The sequence below is a fragment of the Geodermatophilus sp. SYSU D00703 genome, assembly GCF_054050155.1.
This window is the reverse complement of record NZ_JBJGYU010000003.1, coordinates 131437-146566: the sequence shown is the minus strand read 5'-3', so window position 1 is coordinate 146566 and position 15130 is coordinate 131437. Positions and strand designations below refer to the sequence as shown.

11 protein-coding genes are annotated in these 15130 nt (G+C 74.2%); 6 read left to right on the top strand and 5 right to left on the bottom strand.

The window, feature by feature from the left end:
- Positions 1-25 precede the first annotated feature (25 nt).
- Positions 26-1615 (top strand): COG1470 family protein, encoded by a 1590-nt coding sequence (locus ACI782_RS05805; RefSeq protein WP_456907028.1) that lies wholly within the window; start codon positions 26-28, stop codon positions 1613-1615.
- Between the two features lie 41 nt (positions 1616-1656).
- Here the strand turns inward: ACI782_RS05805 and ACI782_RS05800 are convergent, their stop codons facing one another.
- The gene (locus tag ACI782_RS05800; RefSeq protein ID WP_456907026.1) at positions 1657-2793 is read right to left on the bottom strand and encodes a hypothetical protein; all 1137 of its coding nucleotides are present in this window, start codon (positions 2791-2793) and stop codon (positions 1657-1659) included.
- Between the two features lie 92 nt (positions 2794-2885).
- Between ACI782_RS05800 and ACI782_RS05795 the strand changes: the two genes are divergently transcribed.
- Entirely contained in the window at positions 2886-5045 is a 2160-nt protein-coding gene (locus tag ACI782_RS05795) for a dynamin family protein (protein WP_456907024.1), read from the top strand.
- Positions 5038-6507 carry a dynamin family protein gene (locus ACI782_RS05790; protein WP_456907022.1) on the top strand — a complete coding sequence of 490 codons (1470 nt, stop codon included), beginning with the start codon at positions 5038-5040 and terminating at the stop codon, positions 6505-6507. Before ACI782_RS05795 ends, ACI782_RS05790 begins: the two co-directional genes overlap by 8 nt.
- 3 nt (positions 6508-6510) lie before the next feature.
- Here ACI782_RS05790 and ACI782_RS05785 read toward each other — a convergent pair whose 3' ends face one another.
- From ACI782_RS05785 to ACI782_RS05775, 3 genes are all read right to left on the bottom strand, one after another.
- Entirely contained in the window at positions 6511-7965 is a 1455-nt protein-coding gene (locus ACI782_RS05785) for an NlpC/P60 family protein (RefSeq protein WP_456907020.1), read from the bottom strand.
- Positions 7966-8018: 53 nt separating this feature from the next.
- A complete protein-coding gene (locus ACI782_RS05780; RefSeq protein WP_456907018.1) occupies positions 8019-8873 on the bottom strand; it encodes a hypothetical protein in 855 nt (284 codons plus the stop codon).
- A 190-nt stretch (positions 8874-9063) separates the two neighbouring features.
- A complete protein-coding gene (locus ACI782_RS05775; RefSeq protein WP_456907016.1) occupies positions 9064-10845 on the bottom strand; it encodes an Hsp70 family protein in 1782 nt (593 codons plus the stop codon).
- A 389-nt stretch (positions 10846-11234) separates the two neighbouring features.
- Here ACI782_RS05775 and ACI782_RS05770 point away from each other — a divergent pair, with 389 nt between their 5' ends.
- The 3 genes from ACI782_RS05770 (at position 11235) to ACI782_RS05760 (ending at position 13825) form a co-directional block, all read left to right on the top strand.
- Positions 11235-12023, top strand: a complete 789-nt coding sequence (locus ACI782_RS05770; RefSeq protein WP_456907014.1) for an endo alpha-1,4 polygalactosaminidase — start codon at positions 11235-11237, stop codon at positions 12021-12023.
- 690 nt (positions 12024-12713) lie between these two features.
- Positions 12714-13085 (top strand): hypothetical protein, encoded by a 372-nt coding sequence (locus tag ACI782_RS05765; RefSeq protein WP_456907012.1) that lies wholly within the window; start codon positions 12714-12716, stop codon positions 13083-13085.
- 590 nt (positions 13086-13675) lie between these two features.
- A complete protein-coding gene (locus ACI782_RS05760) occupies positions 13676-13825 on the top strand; it encodes a hypothetical protein (RefSeq protein WP_456907010.1) in 150 nt (49 codons plus the stop codon).
- Positions 13826-14360: 535 nt separating this feature from the next.
- On the opposite strand, the gene ACI782_RS05755 is transcribed toward ACI782_RS05760, so the two are convergent.
- Positions 14361-15125, bottom strand: a complete 765-nt coding sequence (locus tag ACI782_RS05755) for a hypothetical protein (protein ID WP_456907008.1) — start codon at positions 15123-15125, stop codon at positions 14361-14363.
- Positions 15126-15130: the final 5 nt, after the last annotated feature.

Genomic DNA, 15130 nt, shown 5'->3' with positions numbered 1-15130 from the left:
CCTATCGTCGCGGCGGGGGTGGTGCATGGTGGCGGACCCCGAGATCCGGATCGATCCGCCCCGCGTCGTCGTCGAGCCGGACGGTCAGGCGCAGGTGACGGTCATCGTGACCAACACCGGGCAGATCGTCGAGGGTTTCCGGCTGACCGTCCACGGTGCCGCGGCCGACTGGTCCGAGGTCGTCACCGGGCAGCCCCCGGAGCAGGGCGACCCCGACGTCCTCCGGGTGTATCCCGGCCGGGAGAGCACCGCCACGGTCGTCTTCACCGCCCCTGCCGCGTCGGCCGGGGTTGCCGGTGAGGTGGCGTTCGCGGTCCGGGCCCAGTCGGTCGTCGACCCGTCGTCCTCGGCCGCGGCCGAGGGCGACCTGGAGGTCGGTCGCGTCCACGGCCTGACCGCGTCCATCACCCCGGTGACCTCCACCGGGCGATGGTCCGGCCGACACACCGTGAAGATCGGCAACTGGGGGAACACGCCCGCGACCCTCCGGCTGGTCGCCTCCGACCCCGACGACGCCCTCGGGTTCCTCGTCTCTCCCGATCGCCTGGAGCTCCCGGTGGGGAGCGCCGCCGTGGCCGCCGTCCGGGTACGGTCCCGCCGCCCGTTCCTGCGCGGCACGCCGGTCCGGCTGCCGTTCCGGGTCGTCGCCGAGCCGGACCCGCCTGCGGAACAGCCTGCGGCGGCGCCGGTCGTCTCGGACCCGCAGCGCCCCGTGCTCGACGGCGCGCTCGACCAGCGGCCGGTGCTGTCGAGGGGCACCGTCGCGCTGGGTGCGCTGGGCCTGCTGGTCGTCGCGGCTGCCGGGGGGATCGCGGTCACCGCCGACCCCGCACCGGCGCAGGAACCGGTGCGGAGCGCGGCCGTCCCGAAGCCGGAGGGCCCGTCCGCGGAGCCCGTCGACGCCAACACCGTGACGGTGCGGTGGCGGCCGTTCACGCGTCCGCCGGACAGCGTGCTGGTCTTCCGGATCGACCCGGACACGAGCGACCAGGACCCGCCGATGACCGAGGAGGAGCTCTCGGAGAGCGGCAGCGTGAGCGAGTCCACGGTGGCGGACCTGCCCTCCGACACGGAGGTCTGCTTCGAGCTGGCGGCCGTCAGGGGGGATCAGCAGAGCCCGCGCACCGAGACGTTCTGCACCCGTACGCCCCCGCCCCCGGCCTCGGAGCCGTCGACCACGGCACCGCCGCAGACGTCGGGGACCACGACGACGGAGCCCACCGGGAGCGGGACGACCTCCAGCGGCACGGGAACCGAGACCTCCACCGGCACGGGGCCCGGGGGCGACTCCACCACACCGTCGCCGAGCGCCCCGGCCATCGGCGAGGACGAGTGGGTGTTGGGTCGGCCCTACCCGCAGGCCGACCCGGGGAGCGAGCCTCTCCTGGAGGACGACCGCGAGGAGCTGGAGGTGGCCCTGACGGAGCTGGGCGACGACACGCTGCACGTCGGCGTGCTGGACAGCACGGAGTACCAGGCGCTCGGGTTCGTCACCCCCTCCGACGTGCTCTACATCGGCCCGTTCGACAGCGAGGAGGCCGCCCTGGAGGGCTGCACCGAGCTGGGGTTGCCTGAGGGGTTCTGCCGGCCCCTCCGGCCAGGGCCGCGAGAGTGAACGGCGACGGCGCCGTTCCCGGTGACGTCGACCTGACCGGCTCAGTGCACCGGGCGCTGCCGGAAGCCGACCTCGCTGATCGCCACGAGGTCGGAGTCCCCCTCGGCAGGGTGGACCGCCACCACGTCGATCCGCACGCTGCTCGTGTTCATCGGCGGGTCGAGCTCGAGCACCTGCACCTCACCGCGGTCGGCGAGGGGGAACGTCCGGCAGTGCCCCTCGGCCGAGCGGACCTCGAGGATGCTCGGCCGGTGCTGCGACCCACGGACCGGGTCCCCCTCCGGCAGGCCGGGGAGGACGTGCAGCTCCCGGACGTCGGCGACCCGGTCGAAGGTGACCAGCAGCCCGGCGGCCGTCTGCGGCGTTCCGCACTCCGTCGCCTCGTTGTCCCCCGTCCACCGGGTCGCCCACGCGGAGCGCTCGTCCCCGTCGACGGCGGACGCCGGGCCGAACTCGGGGATCGCCTCCACCGCCGGGTCGAGTCGGGCCTCCGCGACCGGCACGTCCTCGAGGTTGCCCTGGACGTCGTCCCAGCGGGCCTGGAGCCAGCCGAGCGGATCACCTCGCACCGCCAGGACGCCACCGGTGACCAGCGCCGCCGCCAACAGCACGGCGAGGACGCGGATGACCCGGAACCGCAGCGGCAGGCTGCGGCGGTAGGCGCGCAGCGCGGCCCGTTCACGAGGGCTGCGCCCCTGGCCGAGCAGCCGCCGCCACCACGGCTCCGGCCGCCGGGGACGGGCGGCCCAGACCGTGGGCCCGGTCGGTGGGTCGAACTCCAGTGCGCACTTGGTGCAGAACCGTCGTCCGGGCGTCCGCGCCGTGCCACACCGGGGGCAGGAGGGTGCGGCCGCCGGGCCGACGTCCTGCTCTTCCCGGACCGTCTCCAGCGGCGTCGTGACGGCCCCGTCCAGGTCGTCGCTGCCGGCCGGGGGCAGGGCACTGACGGCCGTGGACGACGCGCCGGCTGCAGCTCCCGCCCCGGCAGGGCCCGGGACGGTGTGTACGGCGTCCACCGGCGGCGAGTCGACCGGGTCAGCGGGCCGGGGGACGGCGATCGGCTGCTGCCGCTCGACCTCGCCGCGCTCGTCCCAGTCGAGGTAGACCCCGCATCGGGGGCAGAACTCGGTGTCCCGGTCGACGGGCTCGCTGCACTCTGGGCAGGACGTCCCACGCATCGCGCACCCCTGTGGTTCCGACGTCCTCGCATCGTGGTCCACGCCCCGCCGACCGGCCCAGGGCCGTTCGGGCAGATCCGGTGGCCGCCTCGATGACCGGACCGACGACCCCTTGTCCCGCCTGCGGCACGCCAGAAGAGCCGGGGGCGCAGTTCTGCCTCTCCTGCGGCGAGTACCTCGGCTGGGTCACCGAGGGGTCGCGGGTCCCGGCCACCGAGGGGTCGCGGGTCCCGGCCACCGAGGGGTCGCGGGTCTCGGCCTCGCCGACCCCCGCTCCCGTGCCCGTGCCCGTGCCCGTGCCACCGGAGGGGACCTCCGGAGCGCCGGCCGAGGGGTCCGCCCGGGCCGCCGCGCCACCCCCCGGCCCGGCAGAGGCGTCCCAGGGCCCGACCGGCGGATCCCGGCCTGACCCGCTGGCGGACACGCTGGCCGTCGTCGACTCGGCCCGCCGGCTCGCCCTGGAGCGGAACCGCCCCGATCTCGCCGACCGGCTGGCCGCCACCCGGGAACGGCTGGCCGGCCGCATCCTCCCGGTCGTGGTGGTCGGCGAGTTCAAGCACGGGAAGAGCACGCTGGTCAACGCGCTCCTGCGGCGAGCCGTCTGCCCGGTGGACGCTGACCTGGTGACCGCCGTACCGACCCTCGTGCGTCACGGAGAGTCCGCCTCGGCCACTGCGATCTTCGACCCCCCGGCGTCGGGTGAGGAGGTCGGCCCGCCCCGGACCGAGCCACTGCCGCTGGCCCACCTCCCCGCCGTCGTCTCGGAGTTCGGCCGCGGCCGGGGAGCCGAACGTCCCACCTCGGTGGAGGTCCGGCTCCCCCATCCGCTGCTGCGGTCGGGGTTGGCCCTGGTCGACACGCCGGGCGTCGGCGGGCTGGACTCGGCGCACGGCGTGCTCACGCTCAACTCGCTGGCCGGAGCCGCCGGAGCGCTGTTCGTCACCGACGCCTCGACGGAGCTGACGGCACCGGAGGTCGACTTCCTGCGACTGGTGCTGGAGCGCTGCCCGGACACCGCCTGCGTGGTCACCAAGATCGACCTGTACCCCCAGTGGCGGCAGATCGTCGAGCTCGACCGCGCGCACCTGGCCCGGGAAGGGTTGGACCTGCCGGTCCTCGGCGTCTCCTCCTTCCTGCGGCTGCAGCCGGAGCAGGACGCGGACCTGACCGAGGAGTCGGGTTTCCGGCCGCTGGTCCGGTTCCTCGCCGGGCGCGTCGCCGCGGGCATCCAGCAGTCGGCTCGGGCTGCCGCGGCCGACGTCCGTTTCGCGACCGCCCAGCTGGGCCGGCAGGTCGAGGCCGAGCGCCAGGTCGTGACCCGGCCGCAGGACAGCGAGCGGGTCCTGCAGCGGCTGGACAGCACGCGTGCCCGCACCGAACGCCTCGCCTCACCGGCCGCCGGCTGGCAGCAGGCGCTGGCCGATCGGGTCCAGGACCTCGTCAACGACGTCGACCACGAGCTGCAGCGCCGGCTGCGCGATCTGGCCCGGGACCTGGAGGAGCTGATCGACCGCGGGGACCCGAAGGACAGCTGGCCGGACGTGGAGGCCTGGATGCGGCGCGAGGCGGCGGCGGCCGTGGTCGCCACCTACGACACGATGCACAGCAGGGCAGCGGCCGTGGTGGAGGGCATGGCCACGTTCTTCGACCTGGAGGCGGGGACGCCGAGCGACGTCACGCTCAGCGCGCCGACAGGGCACGCCGAGGATGTCGACGCGGAGCTCGGGCCGCTGGGGTCCGCGGGGCTGGTGGCCACGACGCTCGCCGCCGTCCGCAGCGGCGCCCTCGTGCCGGTGACCCTCTTCGCCGTCGTCAGCAACCTGCCGCTGGGCATGGTCAGCCTCGCCGCGACCGCCGTGCTGGGGCCGATCACCCTGGTCCTGGTCCCGCTGATCATCCGGAAGGGCATCCGGGACGAAAGAGCCCGGCAGCTCGCCCACCGCCGGCAGCTGGCCAAGGCGGCGGCCCGCCGCTACCTCGACGAGGTGACCTTCCGCGCCAGCAAGGACTGCCGCGACGCGCTGCGGCATCTGCAGCGCCGGCTGCGCGACGAGTTCCAGGACCGCGCCAGTGCCATGCACCGCTCGTCGCTGGCCACCCTGGCCGCCGCGCAGGCGGCCCACGCGCTCGGCCCGGCCGAGCGCACCGACCGGGCCGAGCACCTCGCACGCCAGACGGCCGAGCTGCGCCGTCTCCAGCAGCAGCTGCCGGCCGCCGACGCCGCACCCGCGGTCGTGGTGCGCCGTGGCTGAACCGCTCACCGCCACCGTTGCCGGCCTCCTGCTGGACGCCGAGTCGTCGGCGACCACCCCCGGAGCGGCCGCGACCCTGGCAGCCGCCCGGCGGCGCCTCGACGAGCCGCTCCGCGTGGCGATCGCCGGCAAGGTGAAGGCCGGGAAGTCCACGCTCCTCAACGCCCTGCTCGGCGAGGAGCTCGCGCCGACCGACGCCGGCGAGTGCACACGGATCGTCACCTGGTACCGCCGCGCCGACCATCCGGGGGTCGTGGTGCAGCCGCGCACCGGCCCGGCCCATCCCCGGCCCTTCGACCGGTCCGGCGGGGCTCTGCAGGTCGACCTCGGGGACTTGTCCGCCGCCGACGTCGACCACCTGGACGTCGGCTGGCCGACGCAGCGGCTGGCCGAGCTCACCCTGATCGACACTCCCGGCATCGCCTCGCTCTCGACCGATCTCTCGGCCGAGACCTACCGGGCGCTGACGCCGGAGGACGACCGGCCCTCCCAGGCCGACGCGGTGATCTACCTGCTGCGGCACGCGCACGCCAGCGACGTCCGGTTCCTCGAGTCCTTCCACGACGACGAGCTCGCCCATGGCACGTCGATGAACGCCGTCGGGGTGCTGTCGCGGGCCGACGAGATCGGCGGTGCCACCCTCGACGCGATGGAGACGGCACAGCGCGTGGGGCACCGCTACCAAGCCGAGCCGCGGCTGCGGCAGCTGTGCCCCGTGGTCGTGCCGGTGGCGGGCCTGCTCGGGCTGGCCGGCGAGACGCTGCGGGAGGCGGAGCTGCGGGCGCTGCGCGAGCTGGCTGCGGCCCCGGACGGCGAGACCCGGTCGCTGCTGCTCACCGCCGACCGGTTCGGGCACCGTCCCAGCTCGGTGGCGGTGAGCGAGCTGGACCGCCAACACCTGCTGGAGCGCCTCGGCCTGTTCGGGGTGCGCCTGGTCGTCGAACTGCTCCGCGGCGGACGCCTGCGGACGGCGGCCGAGCTCGGTGCCGAGCTGGTGGACCGGAGCGGGCTGGCTCGGCTGCGCGAGGTCCTCGTCGTCCAGTTCACCCGCCGAGCCCGCCTGCTCAAGGCCCGGTCGGCGCTCGCCGCGCTCAACGCCGTGCTGTCGGGGGGCTCGGTCGACGGGGCCGCCGGCCTCCAGGCCCGTGTGGAGGAGGTCGTGGCCGGCGCCCACGAGTTCGCCGAGCTGCAGGTCCTCGACCAGCTGCGCTGGGGTGGGTTGCAGCTCCCCGACGCCCGGGCCGACGAGCTGGCCCGTCTCCTCGGCGCCCTCGGGCACGACGCGGCCACCCGCCTCGGCGTCCCGGCCGGCACGCCGGCGGAGCAGCTGCGGACGGCCTGCATCGAGGCTCTGGCGCGGTGGCGGCGGCTGGCCGGACACCCCCTCTCCGACCGGGCGGTCCAGACGGCGGCCGCGGTCGCGATCCGGACCCTGGAGGGGTTGTTCGTGCAGCTCGGGTGACGATCAGGAGAGGTCGGCGTCCGAGTCGGTCGTCAGGGGCCCCCCGTCGCTGCCGCCATCGGGAGCTCCGCCGTCCCCCGGAGTCCCCGGAGCCGTCACCTGCGCAGACCGGGGGCCGAGGATCCCCAGGTCGTAGGCGACCCCGTCGGTCAGCCCGTCCCTGTTCGTGTCGATGCTGAGCAGGTCGCTCCCGAGCGCGTACTCGAAGTCGTCGGAGACCCCGTCGTGGTCGGTGTCCGCCGCCTCCCGGTTGCTGCCCAGCTCCTGCTCGATGAGGTCGGAGAGCCCGTCGTCGTCGCTGTCGACCGTGGCCGCCCCGCCGAAACCCGCGGCGACGACCTCGTCGGACAGCCGGTGCTCCCCCGCGTCGCTTCCCTGCGCGACCTCCAGCGCATCGGGGACGCTGTCTGCGTCCGTGTCGGGGGACGACGGGTCGGTGTGGGACTGCGTCGTCTCGAAGACGTCGCTGAGGTCGTCCTCGTCGGTGTCCAGGGCCTGGGGATCGGTGCCGAGCAACAGCTCGAACTCGTCGGTGAGCCCGTCCCCGTCGCTGTCGGTGGGCGGGGGAAGCGCTGCGAAGGCCACGTCGAAGGGTGGGACACCGCCGTCCGGCGGGGTCGCGGTGCCCAGGCCGCCGATCACCCCGGCGTGGGTGAAGCGGTCGGGGTCCGCCGGGGAGATGACCACGCCCCTCCCAGGATCGGCGGCTTCCACCACCCGGCCATCGCCCAGGCTGATCGCCACGTGGGCGTCGTCGGGCCGCCCGCCGCCGGGGGTGGGGGTCTCGGAGAAGGTGAACAGCAGCGCTCCGCGGGTCCGGAGGGCCTGCTCGACGCTGGTGAGCGTCCCCTGGCCCTGCAGTTGCAGGTACTGGTTCCAGGTTCCGTCCCGGATCTGCACCCCGGCCTGGTGGGCCGCCCACTCGACCAGCTCGGAGCAGTCGAACATGGTCGGGTTCGGATCGCCCAGTGCCACGTCGTGACCGAAGACGTAGCGATCGCCCACCTGGGCGAGCGCGGCCTCCACGAAGACCTCGACCGCACCTCCCCCGGGCCCGGACATCCCGCCGGTCGTCGGGTCGAAGGCCCCCCCGTCGGCGCCCACCGCCGCGGCCGCGGCCCGGGCCTCGTCGAGGTAGCCACGGTAGTCCTGCGCGGTACCCGCGTGCCGGGGATGTGTGACCGACCACGGCTCGGTGTACACCCCGCCACGGGAGATCTCGTAGGCCGCGCGCGCGTTGGTGAGCGGGTCGTAGAGGTCCCCCCACGTGTTGCCCCGCACGCCGGGGGAGACGTTGATCTGCCACAGGCCCCGGGAGTCCTCGGCGCCGGCGGCGTTGGCCGTCGTGTTCCCGCGCGACTCGGCGTACGCGATGGCCGTGAAGGTCACCGCCTGCTCCGGGCTGAAGCCGGCCTGCAGCGCGACGGCGTAGATCTGCTCCATGGTCAGCGTGGGCATCGGTCCCCCCTCGGGCACGGGCGCTGCGGGTGCGGGTCAGCGTGCACCGGTTTTCACCCGCCGCCCGGCGGCGTGCGCGTCGCGGGAGAGCTGCTCGCCGACCCGGGGGCCGCGGTGTCGTCCCGTGCACCCGCCGGGACCGCCTCGGACTCGTGCCCCGGCTCCGCCTCCGCCTCGTCCCGTTCCTCCGGCTCACCGGGCGTCGGGGTCGAGTAGCCAGCGGCGAAGCCGAGGGCGGCACCGCTGAGCAGCAGCGTCGCCCACAGCGACCCCTGCGGTGAGGCGATCCGCCATGCCGAGAGCGAGAAGGTGACCAGGAAGCCCAACCCGAGGCCCGGACCCGCCAGCGTGAGCCCCCGTCGCCACCGGTTCGGATTCAGCCGGCCGGTGGCCAGCCGCCACAGCGCGCTCGCCAGGCGCAGCAACGCCAGTGCCCCGATGGCCAGGCCGAAGACGGCGTACACGGAGTTCGCCTTCCCGCGGACGTCGACGATGAGGTTCCTTTCGGACATCGCCTGCCCCTGGGCGTCGAGGAGGGCGAGGTGGGAGGGGATGAGACCACTCGCCTGGTTGCCGAGGTCCAGCAGAGGCACGGGGAAGGCCCGGTCCTCGGCCTCGCCGGCGAGGAGTTCGAGGTCCACCCGGGTCGTGAAGGAGTAGATGGTCATACCGAGGACGACGCCCTCGAGCCGGATGTAGGGCACGGTGACGGTGCGGTCGCTGAGGTTCTCGATCCGGAGGGTCACCTGCGCGGGCCGGGCCGGATCGAGCACGACGGGTTGGTCACTGCTGGTGCGGTCGACATTCACGTCGTTGATGACCGCGGTCCACGAGACGGTGCCCGGCAGCTCGGCCGCGGTGGCCCACGGGCAGAAGCTGCCCACGAGGCCGATGGCCGCGACTGCCACGACGGCAGCCAACCGACGAAGCCTGGGTCGGCTGTTCGCGGAGCGGGACGGCAGAAGCCGGACGCGCATGGGTCCTCCCCGGGCCGCGAGCGGGCCGACGCGTCCAGGGTTGCGCCGCCCGGGCCGCGCGGCAATGACCGTGCGGGCAGACCTGTGGCCCTCTTGTCCGCCACGGGGTGCCGCCCCTCGGCTACCGGCTCCCCGTCGGCCGACCTGTCCCCCGGGCCGTGAGCACGGCTGCCTGCAGGGGCGCCGAGAGAGCCCCCGCCGCGGCGCAGGCGAGCAGCACGACGGCCGCCTCCCACCCCCGGACGGCGCTGTCGAGCCACGCCCACGAGGTGAGCAGCAGGGCCAGACCGACGACTGCGCCGATCCCGGCCATGGCCGCGATCTCGCCGCGCCGGGCCCGTCGGCGACGGCGGACCTTGCGGAGGTCGGCCTCCGCGTAGGCGAAGGCGAACAGGCCCAGCAGGAGCGGCGCGAAACGGACCATCACGTCGAGGTCCGCCTCCCGCCGGACGAAGCCCGTCCCCGGCTGTCCGTCGCTCCCCTGGTACGTCAGTCGCAGCGGACCGGCGCCGAGGACGGCGGCGGGGCCGCTCACCCGGAGCCCTCCGCCCTGGACGTCGACCTCCGGCAGAGGCAGGCCGAACACGGTCGCCGTCACCTCGGTCCCGTCGGGCAACCCGTCCGGTTCGGCCGCCCCCGGCCTCACCGGCACCACGAAGGCCAGCACGGCGGCGAGGAGCAGCAACCCCGCGATGGCGGCGGCGAGCCGGGCGACCATGGGCCGCCGGCCGGTGCCGGCGAGCGGCGACCCGCCTCCCGGTTCGCGGCCGCTACCTCTGTCCTCTCCGTCGGTCGTCTCGTCGGGCTGGTCGTGCCCCCCACCGTCGGGTGGCGGGGGTAGCACACCGCCGGCCAGGAGGGCTGCGCCGAGCGCCACCGCCATCTTGGGCTGGGTGCTCACCGTGAGGGGTCGGCCGAACTCACTCCCCAGCGCCTCGGCCACCAAGGGGATGCGGGCCGAGCCGCCGACGAGCACGACGGTCCGCACGTGCTCCGGTGTCACCGACGCCGATGCCAGGGCCCGGCGCATGCACCCGACGGTGCGGTCCACGTCGGCGCGGATCATGTCCTCGAACTCTGCGCGGGTCAGGCGCACGCCCGTCGCCGGCAACCCGGGCAGCGCCACCGGAACCGTCGTCTCCGCGTCGGTGGACAGCGCCTCCTTGGCCTCGGTGCACTCCCGCCGGAGCCGGACGAGCGCCGAGAGGACGGCCGGGTCCTCCGGGTCCAGCCCGTCGAGGGTGCCCTCCAGTGCCCTGAGCACGTGCCGGAACACCATGTCGTCGAAGTCGACACCCCCCAGCTCCGCCACGCCCTCGGGGGTGCCCAGCAGCTCGAACTCCCTGGCGGCCTTGCGCAGGACGGCCGCGTCGAACGTGCCGCCACCCAGGTCGTACACGGCGACGATGTCCCCGGTGTCAGCCCGCTCGGTGGACGAGTAGTGCACGGCGGCCGCCGCGGGTTCGGTGAGCGTCGTGACGCTCCCGACCCCGGCGGCGCGGACAGCCGACAGGAACACCTCCCGCCGGTGCGCTCCCCAGTTGGCCGGATGGGTGAGCGCGATCCGGTCCGGCGGCCGCCCCTGGCGTTGCCGCACCTCGGTGACGACCGCCTGCAGCAGCCGCGCTGTCAGCTGCTCGGCAGTGAGCTCCTGCCCGCCGAGCACGAGCGGGACGCGGTCGCCGAGGCGTCGCTTGAACTCGCGTGCGAGCCGGTCGGGCTGCACTGCCCCCCTGCGGATGGCGGCCTCGCCGACCAGGAGCTCGCCGTCCTCCCGAACGAAGACCGCGGAGGGGATCTGCGGTGCATGGTCACCCAGCTGGACGACCTCGACCCGTCCGCCCTCCTCCACTGCGGCCGCGGTGAACGTCGTGCCGAGGTCGATTCCGAGCCGGTAGCTCACTCCTGCTCCCTCTCGAGCCGGGACCCACGGCGTGCGCGGGTACCACCCGGGACCAGTTCGACCGGAATGCGGTCGCGGACGTGCAATCGCCTGGCTCTCGCTCCCCCAGGCAAGTCTCGTCCCCGGACCCGAGGGCGGACAAGCAGCCGGCGCTCCCGGCGGCCTACGCGCGCGTCCGCCCAGCCCAGGCGAGCTCGGCCCCGTCGTCGGCGCGTACGTGCCGAGCCGTGGACTGTTCGTCGCCCACGGCATGACCACCCGGCGGGTGCTGACCGACGACGGTGCCTGCTACGGCAAGCGGGGTCGCAGACCAATGCCTCCGGTCGCTTCTCCGCCCCACCGGGTCCGCGGTGTCCCCCGCCTATGGTGGGGACGTGCAGGGTTGGGGGATGCCGGCCGTCGCCGCACTGGCCGTCCTGCTCTCCGGTTGCGGCTCTGATGACGCACCGAGCGCCCCTTCGCCTGCTCAACCGACCCTGGCGGCTCTGCCCGCAGGAGCCCGGGTCGACTACCAGCTGGGCGGCGCGTACGCGCCGGCACCCGGTGCCGCCGGGGTCGTCCGGGACCGGACCGACGCCCCGGCCCCCGGGCTCTGGTCGGCCTGTTACGTCAACGCCTTCCAGACCCAGCCTGGCGCCGACGACTGGCCCGAGGAGCTGCTGCTGCACGACACCTCGGGCCGGCGGATGGAGGACCCGGACTGGCCCGGCGAGTTCCTGCTCGACGTGTCGACCGACCAGCGACGCGCGGAGGTGCTGGCCGTCGTCGGCCCCTGGATCGACGGCTGCGCCGCTTCCGGGTTCGACGCCGTCGAGCCGGACAACCTGGACAGCTGGACCCGGTCTGACGGGCTGCTCACCGCCGCCGACGCCGCGAGCACCGCCGAGACCCTGGTGGACCGCGCGCACGCGGTCGGGCTGGCGATCGCGCAGAAGAACGCCCCCGAGCTGGCAGGTGAGGACCTGGGCTTCGACTTCGCGGTCGTCGAGGACTGCGGCGCGTACGACGAGTGCACCGTGTACACGGACGCCTTCGGGAGCGTGCTGGACGTCGAGTACACCGCTGACGGGTTCCAGCGCGCCTGCACGCTGGGCGGGCTGAGCGTCCAGCGCCGCGACCTGGACCTCACCGTACCCGGCGACCCCGCCTACGTCGCGGAGTGGTGCCCGGCCCGCTGAGCGGCAGCTGCACCGCGGACGGCCGGCGAGGTCGCTGTTGTCCGCGAGGTCGGCCCCGGCCTCCAGCCGCGCACACGAGCGCCGGCAGCGAGGTGCCCCGCGCGCATCGGCGTGCTCGATGCCCAGCCAGCCCCCGGGCCTCAGCGGCCGGGTTCAGGAACGGGCAGCGTGCGCCTCTCGTCGTGGGGGTTGCCCCCGTACCAGTACGGGGGCTCTCGCCGGTGCTTCAGGGGGCTGACTCGATGTCGGCCCATCCGCGCCCGCCCAATCCTGTTCTCGAGCGAACGGCGACCAGGGAGTCGCTCCTCCCGCCCCCCTCGATGGAGATCTCCGATGACCGACATGGACAAGACGCCGATGCCGGGGCTGTACGGACGTCCGGGGGCCGGCCCGCCCATCCCCCACCAGGCCGGCATGACCAGCGGCGCGGCACAGCACTGGCCGCCGGCGCCCGACCGTCCCGGTCCCTCGGCGCCCTACGGGCCGCCGCAGGCGTGGTCCGGTCCCCCCGAGACCGGTCCGGCGGGCACGTTGCCTCCGGCCGTCTCCCCTCCTCCGCCTCCCCGGCGGAGGAGGCGACGTCGCCTGCTGCCTCTGTTGGCCGTGCCGGCGGTCGGGATCGTCGGGTACGCCGCCACGGTCACAGGCGCGGATGACAGGTCAGCGCCGCCACGAGCGGCAGGGACCGAGGTGGCCGAGCCCGCGGATCTGTCGCCGCTCGACCTGCAGCCGGGCGACTGCTACAACGCAGCCCCGCTCCCCGCCGACGGCTCCGACGCACCCATCTACTCTGTCGAGGCCGTACCGTGCGCGGATCCGCACACCGCTCAGGTGGTCACCGAACTCGGCTACGTGGGCCAAGACTACACGGACGTCGTCGAGATGAAAGCACCTCAGGACTGTGCGCGCGAGACCCAGGCGCTGGTCCGCCCGGAAGTGCTCGCCGACGAGGCCTACGCGTTCGGCCAGATCCACCCGACCGCGCTGTCCTGGTCGGGGACCCCATCCGTCGTGTGCATCGTGGTCACGGAGACTCCTGTGACCGGGTCGTCGCTGATCTAGGAGCATCCGCCGGACGGTCCGGTACATCGATGCCGTGACGGATCGTCGCCATCGATGTACCGAACCGAGGCGATGGCGTATGCAGCACATGACCCCTCGGACAGCTGCGGAGTCGCGGGACACCGCACGCAACCATCCGCCACACCATTCACGTTCGTGCCTTTCGGAGTCCGCGGAAAGGAGAGGCATCCCGGGGGACGACCAGCGGTCAAGTCGTGGAGGGCATGAGCTGTGGGTGTGCGTGGCGCGTCGCCCTCGAAGACCACGTCGTGCACGCCTTCTGCCGCTGGGACTGGTTCGTGTCGACCGGACGCTCGGCGGCCCTGACGATCTCGACGGCATCAAGCCGCCTGCCGCCGCGCTGGCGGTGACCACGACCGGTTTCGGGCCGGAGTCCGTGGCCCCGAAGAAGCCGGTGCCCCCCAAGCCGGTGCTGTCGGTCAGCCCGCTCGGCGACGCCGCCGGCAAGGGACCAACAGCGGGCACGGCGCCGGCGTCCGGACCCGTCGGAGGCGGCGCGGCCACGTCGTCCCTGGCTCCTGCTCCCCTCCGCCGACCTGCTCCTCCAGCCGCCGGTGCCTCCGACCGCCGTGCGACCCGAGGACGATCCGGCCTTCACCGAGGTCACCGGGAGGATCAAGGGATTCGCCCAGGGCAAGAAGGCGCATCCGCCGGCTGCGGCGAAGGCCAAGGAGGCCAGGACGCGGCTCTCGTCGCCGAGCGACGACGCCGCGCGCTAGGCCAGGCGGCCAAGGTCGACACGATGGACGCCCAGCCGGCGGGCTCCTTCGACAAGAAGGCCTTCATCGCGGCGGTGAAGGCAGCGATCGAGGCGAAGTCCCCGAAGACGATGGAAGAGGGCGAGGCTACGAGTAGTCCGGCAAGGCCGGCCAGGTCAAGGGCGAGGTCAAGGGACTCGTCACGAAGGGCAAGGAGGGGCAGGCCCAGGTCATCGAGACCACCACGGAGGCCCCTCCGGACCAGTCCCAGGCGCTCGTGGATCCGGTCGTGCCGATGGGCCCCGAGCAGCCGGGGCAGGCGTGCCCCGATCCCCGCTGCGGGTGCCGGGCCGAAGCTGGCGCAGTCCGACGAGCCGGAGTTCCAGCAGGGACCCGCCGACAAGAGGGCCGCAGCCGAGCACGCCGACACGGCTCCCGCGGAGTTCCGGCAGCAGGAGGCCGCCGTCCTCCAGCAGGGCACGGCGGACGCCGCCGCGGAGACCGCGAAGGTGTCGTGCAGGCCGGTCAGATCGGTGGCCCTGGTGCCGCGCCGAGCTCAAGGTCGACGGTCCGTGACCCGCAGCGACGCACCACTCCGGTGGTCTGTGACGTCCTGCGCCGTGGGTAGCCGCAGTTGCCCCCGGCAGAAGCCGCACAGCACGTCAGCGTCCCAGCCACCCAGCCAGAACTCCACCGGCCAGGGGCTCGTGGAGTCGACCGACGCGGCGAGCCACCCGTCCGGGTCCTCGAGGATGGGCGGGGAGGTGAGTTCGTAGCCGTACCTGACTCGCGCACCGAAGAACCTGGACGCGCCTCCCCCTGGGGCCGCGAGGTTCCTCTCGAGGAACTCGAGGCGTTCCTGGATGGCCGTCCGCTCCGGCTCCGCCGCGGTCTCGACGTCCTCGCGCAACCGGGACACCCTGTCCCGCCACAGGCTCGCCAAGTCCCCGATCCCGGTCGACTCCCGGATGTCGGCAGAGGCTCGCTCCGCACCGCTGCCGAACAGTCCCGCGAAGAGGTGGTCGGGATCAGCAGCGACGACGCGGCGGGTGAGTGCGAACGGTCCCTGCGTGACCCGTAGCGCGAAGGGCCAGATGGGCTCGAAGCCGTCGTCGGCGATCGCCCCGTTGCGTCCCTCGAACCTCGGCTCGTCCAGCAGGTCGACGACCGCACCCTCGAGCGGATGGGCGGATTCCTTTCGTCCGTTCCACCAGACCTGGTCGACGGTCACGCCGACGGTGGGCCCGTACGGCCGAACGAAGGGAGGCGTGCGCATCCGCAGGACCCGGTCGAGGTCCGGCTCGCCGGCGTAGGCGTGCACGTAGC